Here is a 7,899-nt window from a genome sequence, read left to right as displayed (position 1 = left end):
GATGCTGCTGGCGTATCAGTTCCGTGGCTGCTTGGTGAGGATGTCGGAGAGAAAGACGGACTTAAACCTGACGAACAGCGCCTGCTTGAGCTCTATCGCCAGTTACCGGAAGAAGAGCAACAGAACATGTTGCGGATTGTCTCGCTGCGCCTGAAGGAACTTGACGAGCTGTACGCGAAGTACATGGGGCGGCGGATTAAGGGCGATACGGAGTAATACGCTACAGACCTACAGGAAGTACGGTTAGCCTGAGGTATTCGGGTGCTGATGGGCTGAAGAGCCGTTTGGTTAAGGATAAGCTGTGCACGTTATTTTTTTAAAGTTTTCCAGCACCAATGTTTAGTGTTTATTTCTAGGGAAAGTATGTTTTGCAAAATAACTATCTGCAAGTTACAGCCTATACTAGACGCATGAATGACGGTATGACTCAGCCGTTTCTTTGCACGTGCCAAGATGGGCTGGCTTACATAGTTAAGGGCAGGCCAAAACTCCGGCAAAAAGAGCTTGTAGCAGAATTTATTTCTGCACACCTAGCCAGACAGATAGGTCTACCTTGCCCTGATTTTTGCATTGTAGATGTTGGCCAAGAGATTATCGAATTCATGCCTGATTTGCGCGGCGAGCTTTCACCAGGCCCAGCATTTGCCACCCGCTTTGTTGAAAATGCCTCAACCATTAACATTCAACAAGCCCGCAGTGCTGTAAACATACAGGATCAAAAGAAAATATTCTTCTTTGACCGCTGGATAAACAATGCTGACAGGTCTTTGACTGACATCGGTGGCAATGTAAATATAATTTTCGATGCTGTTAATAATAGGTATTACCTGATTGACCATAATCTGGCATTCGCACAGGATACAACTGATGATGAGTATGATGTCCATGTGTATTCTGCAAACGGAAGAAAGTGGGTGTTCGACATACTTGATAAACCCGAACTGATGGATCTCGCTAGTGGTGCTATTGGTTCAGTTGAGGAGAAGTTTAATCAGGTTCCTGATGAGTGGTTTTCATCCGATGAAGAACGCGAACTGATGTTGAATGAGATAATGAACTGCCTGAACAGAGTAAGCGACAGAGAATTTTGGAGTAACATCAAATGACCACACCATGCCTATACAGCATTATTAGATATGCGCCATATGCAGAAACCGAAGAGTTTGCCAACGTCGGTGTGGTTCTTTGTGCTCCGAAGTTAGGGCAGTTTCACTTTCAACTGACTCAAGGCAACAACGCTAGAGTAAAAAATTTTTTTCAGGACGAGATAATTTTTCCTCATGCGAAAGATGCAATTGCAAGAGAGTTAAAGTTTGCTCAAGAACAAAGTTATAAATTCACCACCCCTGAGAAATTAGCAAACTTTTTCAATTACTTAATTGGTAAAAAGGAATCAATCATTCATTTTAGCCCAGCGAGAGTTGTGATGTCTGATTGCCCTCAGGAAATTACAGCCACCCTTTTTAATAAGTTTGTAAATCATTCAGAAGTAACAAAAGAATCTCGTGAGGCCATCCTAACGAGAGAACTTAAGCATCGCTTCTCTCATTACAGTGATCTTAAGAATGCGTTTAAAAAAGAGACGCTTGGCGGAGAGTTGACGCGATTCTCTTTACCATTTGTCGCTCGTCAAGAGGGAGAGATTTTATGTGCAATCAAACCCCTGGCGTTCACACAGGACAAACCGGAAAAAATGATGGAGCACTGTGACTCTTGGACAGCAAAAATTTTACGCGCCGCCAGTGAGAAAATTTTATCTATCTCTAATGTGTTATTTACGATAGATGCACCTTACCAGCCAAGCGCTCTTGAGGTAAAAGCGATGCGTGAAATTCGTAACACATTCGACGAGAAAGGTATCCATCACATAGAGCATAGAGATGAAGCATCAATAGTAAAGTTTGCCAGACAAGCAATTTAACCCGGCCTTCGCGCCGGGTTTTTTATTGCCCTTTCCGCACCATAGCAGCCGCATCCCGCAATACACCTTTGTGAATGACGTTTCCCACTGCCCTGCGCTTAGCCTCTAGGCTATCCACAATCGCATCGCGGCTGATCACTACGCCGTCGATTATCAATTCGACCACTGCGCCGCCAATCTCACCCGCAATGAATGCTGCACGGTCTTCTTCCAGCTCGTCACGATCCATAACCACCCCATTTTTGGTGATTTTGTAACCATAAGCATCTCCTAAATCAACGTGTCAGTCAAAAAATAAGTCTAAAACTTAACAAATGCATTCGCCTTAAGCTTGACATTATTTAAGTCTAAGGCTTAATATAATTCCATAGCAACAACGAACCACCCAGGCAGGACGTCCACGAAGTAGCCGTCCGGGGCATACGAAGACCGGAATGAGGTGGAAAAGTTAACGCGCAGAAGGTTTAAACAATGTTCCGCTGGCCGGCGATAAGGCAAAGAGGGTGAGATGGAAAAAGCATACGAAGAATACTTTGAAGGCCTCGCCGATGGTGAGGAGGCACTCAGCTTCGCAGAATTCGTGGAGGCGCTGTCATGAAAGCCACCAGCTCAGTACCTAACAGCGGGCGCGCCGTCCCAATGCGAAACATCCGTACCGGCGCAGCATGGCAGGTTTCATTCGACTACCGAGATGGCACCTACTGGCACGAACCACAGGGCAACCTGCGCAACATTCGCCGCCCTTATGCCTCACGCACTATTGAACCAAATCTAGTGCCTGCGGGGACTCACTGATGGGAGCACTGTACGCATTAGTGCTGACCATCACCATGACGAACGGTGATTACCAGGATGCTGTTGTCGGTATTTTCGACAACCAGCAGCAATGTGAAGCGGCAGCGAGTGAGCAAATGGGCGTCACTAACTGCTATCCAGTCGAAGGCATCATACATGCTGACGAAACACCAGCAGGTTATGAGGCGAAATTTTGAGGGGTAAGGGATGTGCAACTGCATTAATGAGGTCGGTGCTCAGATCGAAGCACGACTGAAAGAAAAGGTTCCGGAAGGTGCAGAAGTAAGCGAAAGCACTTTTGATACCGGTTGGGATAATCAGGTTCTTTCTCTTTCCGAAGGCAAGCTGTTTGTAATGCTGAAATACAAACTGGCATACCGGGCCAAAAAGAAAAACGGCGAAATGGCTAAAAACCTTAATCGCCTGGAAACTAACGCAAAAATGAATTTCTGCCCGTTCTGCGGCGAATCGCAGGGCTGACACCACCAGCAAAACCGAATTTAACCGAATGGTCGGCTATTAAAGCGACAGGATTGTTACACACAAAATTCAGGAGTTCAGCCATGAACGCATATCTCACTTATGACCGGATCGAGGCTCAGAACTGGACCCGGCATTACCAGCAAATCGACAGAGAAGAGAAAGAATCCGAGCTGGCTGACGACCTGGAGAAAGGACTGTCGCTTCACATGCTGGAGTCGCTGTGTATGGATGAGCTACCGCGTCACGGCGCCAACAAAAAAGCGATCAGCCGGGCATTTGATGACGATGTCGAATTCCAGGAGCGCGCGTCGGAGTTTGTGCGGTACATGGTTGAGGTGTTTTCCCGGCATCAAATTGATATTGAATCAGAGGAATGAGACAAATGAGCACAGCACTCGCAACACTGGCAGGAAAACTGGCTGAACGTGTAGGAATGGATTCTGTAGATCCGCAGGAACTGATCACCACATTGCGCCAGACAGCTTTTAAAGGTGACGCCAGTGATGCGCAGTTTATTGCGCTACTGATAGTCGCCAACCAGTACGGTCTTAATCCGTGGACGAAAGAAATTTACGCCTTTCCTGATAAGCAGAACGGGATCGTCCCTGTGGTGGGTGTTGATGGCTGGTCCCGTATCATCAACGAAAACCAGCAGTTTGACGGTATGGATTTTGAGCAGGATAACGAATCATGTACATGCAGGATTTACCGTAAGGACCGTAACCATCCGATCTGCGTTACCGAATGGATGGATGAATGTCGCCGAGAACCATTCAAAACCCGTGATGGTCGTGAGATTACTGGACCGTGGCAGTCACATCCCAAACGGATGTTGCGACACAAAGCAATGATCCAATGCGCCCGTCTTGCCTTCGGTTTCGCTGGCATCTACGACAAGGATGAGGCCGAACGCATTGTCGAAAATACCACGTATACCGCAGATCGCCAGCCGGAACGCGACATCACTCCGGTTAGTGATGAAACCATGCAGGAAATTAATGATCTGCTGATCACCCTGAATAAAACATGGGATGACGATCTGCTGCCGCTCTGCTCCCAAATCTTCCGTCGCGATATTGGTGCATCGTCAGATCTTACGCAAATCGAAGCAGTGAAAGCCCTCGGATTCCTGAAGCAGAAAGCAGCAGAACAGAAGGTGGAAGCATGACACCAGAAATTATCCTGGCTCGTACAGGTATTGACGTTAGCAACATCGAGCAAGGTGATGAAGCGTGGCACCGTCTACGCCTCGGTGTCATCACTGCTTCCGAAGTTCACAACGTCATTTCAAAACCACGTTCAGGCAAGAAATGGACGGATATGAAGATGTCCTACTTTCTCACCCTTCTTGCTGAAGTTTGCACCGGCGTGGCGCCGGAAGTTAACGCCAGGGCGCTGGCCTGGGGGAAACAGTATGAGGACGATGCTCGCACCCTGTTTGAGTTCACCACTGACGTGAAGGTCACCGGGTCGCCGATCCTTTTCCGTGACGAGGGCATGCGTACCGCCTGTTCTCCTGACGGCCTGTGCAGTGATGGCCGCGGTCTTGAGTTGAAGTGCCCTTTCACCTCTCGCGACTTTATGAAATTCAGGCTTGGCGGCTTCGAGGCTATCAAATCCGCCTATATGGCCCAGGTGCAATTCAGCATGTGGGTAACCGGGAGAGATGCATGGTATTTCGCGAATTATGACCCGCGCATGAAACGAGAAGGTATCCACCACGTGGTTGTTGAGCGAGACGACAAATACATGTCCCTCTTCAACGAAATGGTACCGGAATTTATCGAAAAGATGGACGAAGCGCTAAAGGAGATTGGCTTCACGTTCGGGGAGCAGTGGCGATGACGCACGCAACAACGACAGTACTACCAGTTGAAAAAAGTGTTCCGCACACCTGGCGCCGCCCGTTCCTGAAATGGGCAGGCGGTAAATATTCGCTGCTGCCGGAACTGGATCGTCTTATCCCGGCTGGTAAACGACTGATAGAACCATTTGTGGGCGGCGGATCGGTGTTTCTCAACTCAGATAAACACGAATACTTCCTGCTGGCTGACATTAATGCTGACCTGATCAATCTGTACCAGATGCTGGCCGTAGTGCCTGATTCGGTAATCGCAGAGGCAATGAAGGCTTTCAGGCATCTGAATGATGCCGAAAACTACACAGTAATTCGTGAAGCATTCAACGCCTGGCAACTGAATGCGATAGAGCGAGCGGCCGCATTCCTTTACCTCAACAGGCACTGCTTTAACGGTCTGATGCGTTACAACCTTGATGGTTTTTTCAATGTTGGATGGGGAAAATATAAAGCCCCATACTTCCCGGAAAAAGAGCTCATGGCATTCAGGAAGAAGTCCAGCGCGTGCGTATTTATGAATGCAGGTTTCGAACGTACTCTCAGGCTGGCGGGTGATGGTGATGTCGTTTACTGCGATCCGCCATACGAGCCAATGCCCGGCACCGCTGGCTTCACTAGCTACGCCTCCGGCGGGTTCTCATGGGATAGCCAGGTAGCACTTGCTGAAAGCTGCGTGGCAGCCCATCAGCGCGGCGCAAAAGTGTTTATCAGTAATTCTACCGCACCACGCGTTATTGAACTTTACGAGCGGCACGGCTTCACTTTGCACCGGGTCAATGCCCGCAGATCAATATCGAGTAAAGGCAGTACCCGAGAAACAGCGAACGATATCGTCGCCTCACTGGGGATTTAGTGATGATGAAACTTATTAACAGAAGCAAGCAATCACCAGTCGGTCGTCGCGCATGTGATGTTGCACTGGCAGCGCATCATGAGAAGTTCGGCGATTACGGCAGACAAAAGCACGTTACCAATTACACCGTTGTAGTGGATGGCGTAAAGGTGCCTGTTGAAGTAGTTAACCGGGCCACCAGCTACGTAGCCACCGCAATGATCGGCGTCCGGAAACTTAGAAATCTGCCAGCACAGGCAAACTGAATATTAGCGATGGCCCGCTGCGGGGCCACTGGAGAAAACGATGAGCAAAAAAATTAGAGACTTTGAATTGATGAGCACCAGCGAAATTTGCTGTCAGCTAAGGATTTCTTCCAGGACGCTGGATCGTTACCGAAAACGACCAAGCGACAACAACCCATTCCCGGAACCAGACTGTTCATATATGGGTGGCTCCAACAAATGGCTTAAAACTAAAGTCACCGCTTGGCAGATTAAAGAGATGTCACGATCAACCCGTAAGCCGATGTCTCACCTGAATCTAACCCGTGATGATAAAGGCCGTCTCACCCGACCTGACGCGGCGTGAACTCCAGAATGTCGGGCTCGACGATGCTCATAAGTCGGGCCCACCACTTACCATATGCCACTCTCATTTCCTCAACATAGGTGTGCTTGTCGTACACCGACCACACACCTGGCAGTTTGTGCCCGAGCATTATCTCGGCGATATGAGGCTCGGTTAGCTCTGAGAAATTCGTTCGCGCAGTTCTGCGTAGGTCATGAATAGTAAAGTGTGGGACCTGCTCGTTATAAGCCTTCAGCATGAACTTAACCAGGTTACTACTGATGCTCATGTGAAAGCCTTCGCTCATCGGTTTGTCTTCGTATTTTGAAAAAACAAAGCGTCCAGGCGCCAGCTCAATGGCCCGTTTTATCAGCGGGAGCATTTCCGGAATGATAGGTCGAATTATTGGTTTTTTTGTCTTCCGCCCTGTCTTGTGGTTTTCCCATGGAACAGTCCAGATCCCTTCTTCAAAATCAAAATGTGCGACTTCAGCCTGCCGGAGTTCGCCGACCCTGCACGCCCATATAAGTGACAATTTATAGAGGATCTTGTTGCGCTCAATGAGGCGGGAATCCTCAATGGCTCGCCAGACTATCGCCAGCTCTTTGCGGTCCAGGGTTCGCTCGCCCATTTGTTTCTGGATGCCGAAATCACGGCCAGACATTTCGGATAGCGGGTTAACCTCGAGCAGTTGCCGTTTTACCGCCCAAGAATAACACTGCCGCCCGTTGCTGATTACGCGCCTGGTGATCTCACTGTATGCCTGAGCCAATCTGTCCAGGACGGTGAGCCAGTTGTGCAGCGTGAGCTGATGTGCAGGGTATTTCCCTAGCTTGGGGAAAACGTGCAATTCGAATGTACGTAAAATCTGCCCTGCCGTTTCTTTCTGAACGCACACCATTGAATGCCATTCGCGAAACAGCTCTTCGAAGGTGTACTGGCTGTTAATCTTGGCTTTGTCGAGGCTTTGCCTGATCCGTGGGTTTTCGCCACGGGCAAGAATGGCGGCCCACTTAGCGACTTCATCGCGCGCGGCTTTTAACCCGAACTCCGGATAGCTGCCGATCGTCATCTTGTCCTGTTTGCCCAGGAAGCGGAATCGGTAGAAAAAAGTAACAGCCCCCTTTTTGGAGATACGTACCCACAGACCATCACGGTCTGCCTTTTCTTCAACTTTGTCTCGTTCGCGCCCAAGGCACGACTTTAGATAACTATCTGAAATAGCCATGATTTGTCCCTGCGTGTGTCCATCAGAACGGGAGGTAATGTGTCCATCATAGGATATGGACGCGCTGGTGGACACAAAAACCATGACTTATGATGTCGTAGGTTTACTGTGCATGCAAACAGTATTGTTTTTGGGAAAGCTGATTTTATGGGGATCTTGAGGCGTTTTTGTCGGAGGTTTGCGGGGGCTGGCGTGCTATCAATTATCGATGT

Annotated in this window: 13 protein-coding genes and 1 pseudogene; 12 read left to right on the top strand and 2 right to left on the bottom strand. The window is 48.8% G+C overall.

Annotation, left to right across the window (positions count from 1 at the left end):
• The 3 genes and pseudogenes from ABVM99_RS24290 to ABVM99_RS24280 all read left to right on the top strand — a co-directional run.
• Positions 1-216 (top strand): annotated as a pseudogene (locus tag ABVM99_RS24290) (transcriptional regulator); the annotation flags it as partial.
• Positions 217-368: 152 nt separating this feature from the next.
• Complete coding sequence (locus tag ABVM99_RS24285; RefSeq protein WP_130525692.1) at positions 369-1,106, top strand: HipA family kinase; 738 nt, start codon at positions 369-371, stop codon at positions 1,104-1,106.
• Complete coding sequence (locus ABVM99_RS24280) at positions 1,103-1,921, top strand: DUF3037 domain-containing protein (protein WP_023137791.1); 819 nt, start codon at positions 1,103-1,105, stop codon at positions 1,919-1,921. The genes ABVM99_RS24285 and ABVM99_RS24280 overlap by 4 nt, the downstream gene beginning before the upstream one ends.
• Before the next feature lie 22 nt (positions 1,922-1,943).
• Here the strand turns inward: ABVM99_RS24280 and ABVM99_RS24275 are convergent, their stop codons facing one another.
• Positions 1,944-2,150, bottom strand: a complete 207-nt coding sequence (locus tag ABVM99_RS24275; RefSeq protein WP_000373340.1) for a hypothetical protein — start codon at positions 2,148-2,150, stop codon at positions 1,944-1,946.
• Positions 2,151-2,515: 365 nt separating this feature from the next.
• On the opposite strand from ABVM99_RS24275, the gene ABVM99_RS24270 reads away from it, so the two are divergent.
• From ABVM99_RS24270 to xis, 9 genes are all read left to right on the top strand, one after another.
• Entirely contained in the window at positions 2,516-2,716 is a 201-nt protein-coding gene (locus ABVM99_RS24270) for a hypothetical protein (protein WP_000648615.1), read from the top strand.
• On the top strand, positions 2,716-2,913 hold the full coding sequence (locus ABVM99_RS24265; RefSeq protein WP_023136566.1) for a DUF1482 family protein: 198 nt from the start codon (positions 2,716-2,718) through the stop codon (positions 2,911-2,913). The genes ABVM99_RS24270 and ABVM99_RS24265 overlap by 1 nt, the downstream gene beginning before the upstream one ends.
• 10 nt (positions 2,914-2,923) lie before the next feature.
• Entirely contained in the window at positions 2,924-3,196 is a 273-nt protein-coding gene (locus ABVM99_RS24260) for a hypothetical protein (RefSeq protein ID WP_000335970.1), read from the top strand.
• 83 nt (positions 3,197-3,279) lie between these two features.
• Positions 3,280-3,576: a host-nuclease inhibitor Gam family protein gene (locus ABVM99_RS24255; RefSeq protein ID WP_058799602.1), complete on the top strand. Its 297-nt coding sequence runs from the start codon at positions 3,280-3,282 to the stop codon at positions 3,574-3,576.
• A gap of 5 nt (positions 3,577-3,581) precedes the next feature.
• Positions 3,582-4,367, top strand: a complete 786-nt coding sequence (bet, locus tag ABVM99_RS24250; protein WP_001652508.1) for a phage recombination protein Bet — start codon at positions 3,582-3,584, stop codon at positions 4,365-4,367.
• Positions 4,364-5,044 (top strand): lambda exonuclease family protein, encoded by a 681-nt coding sequence (locus tag ABVM99_RS24245; protein ID WP_058799601.1) that lies wholly within the window; start codon positions 4,364-4,366, stop codon positions 5,042-5,044. The genes bet and ABVM99_RS24245 overlap by 4 nt, the downstream gene beginning before the upstream one ends.
• Positions 5,041-5,910 carry a Dam family site-specific DNA-(adenine-N6)-methyltransferase gene (locus ABVM99_RS24240; RefSeq protein ID WP_001648675.1) on the top strand — a complete coding sequence of 290 codons (870 nt, stop codon included), beginning with the start codon at positions 5,041-5,043 and terminating at the stop codon, positions 5,908-5,910. Before ABVM99_RS24245 ends, ABVM99_RS24240 begins: the two co-directional genes overlap by 4 nt.
• Positions 5,911-5,915: 5 nt before the next feature.
• Positions 5,916-6,155 (top strand): DUF4060 family protein, encoded by a 240-nt coding sequence (locus ABVM99_RS24235; RefSeq protein ID WP_052938283.1) that lies wholly within the window; start codon positions 5,916-5,918, stop codon positions 6,153-6,155.
• A 40-nt stretch (positions 6,156-6,195) separates the two neighbouring features.
• Complete coding sequence (gene xis / locus ABVM99_RS24230) at positions 6,196-6,480, top strand: excisionase Xis (protein WP_016062825.1); 285 nt, start codon at positions 6,196-6,198, stop codon at positions 6,478-6,480.
• On the opposite strand, the gene ABVM99_RS24225 is transcribed toward xis, so the two are convergent.
• Positions 6,458-7,687, bottom strand: a complete 1,230-nt coding sequence (locus ABVM99_RS24225; protein WP_016062824.1) for a site-specific integrase — start codon at positions 7,685-7,687, stop codon at positions 6,458-6,460. The two genes, xis and ABVM99_RS24225, sit on opposite strands and share 23 nt — an antisense overlap.
• Positions 7,688-7,899 lie beyond the last annotated feature (212 nt).

Source organism: Salmonella sp. SJTUF15591 (assembly GCF_043356435.1).
GTDB lineage: Bacteria > Pseudomonadota > Gammaproteobacteria > Enterobacterales > Enterobacteriaceae > Salmonella > Salmonella enterica.
This window is presented reverse-complemented; position numbering and strand designations above follow the sequence as displayed.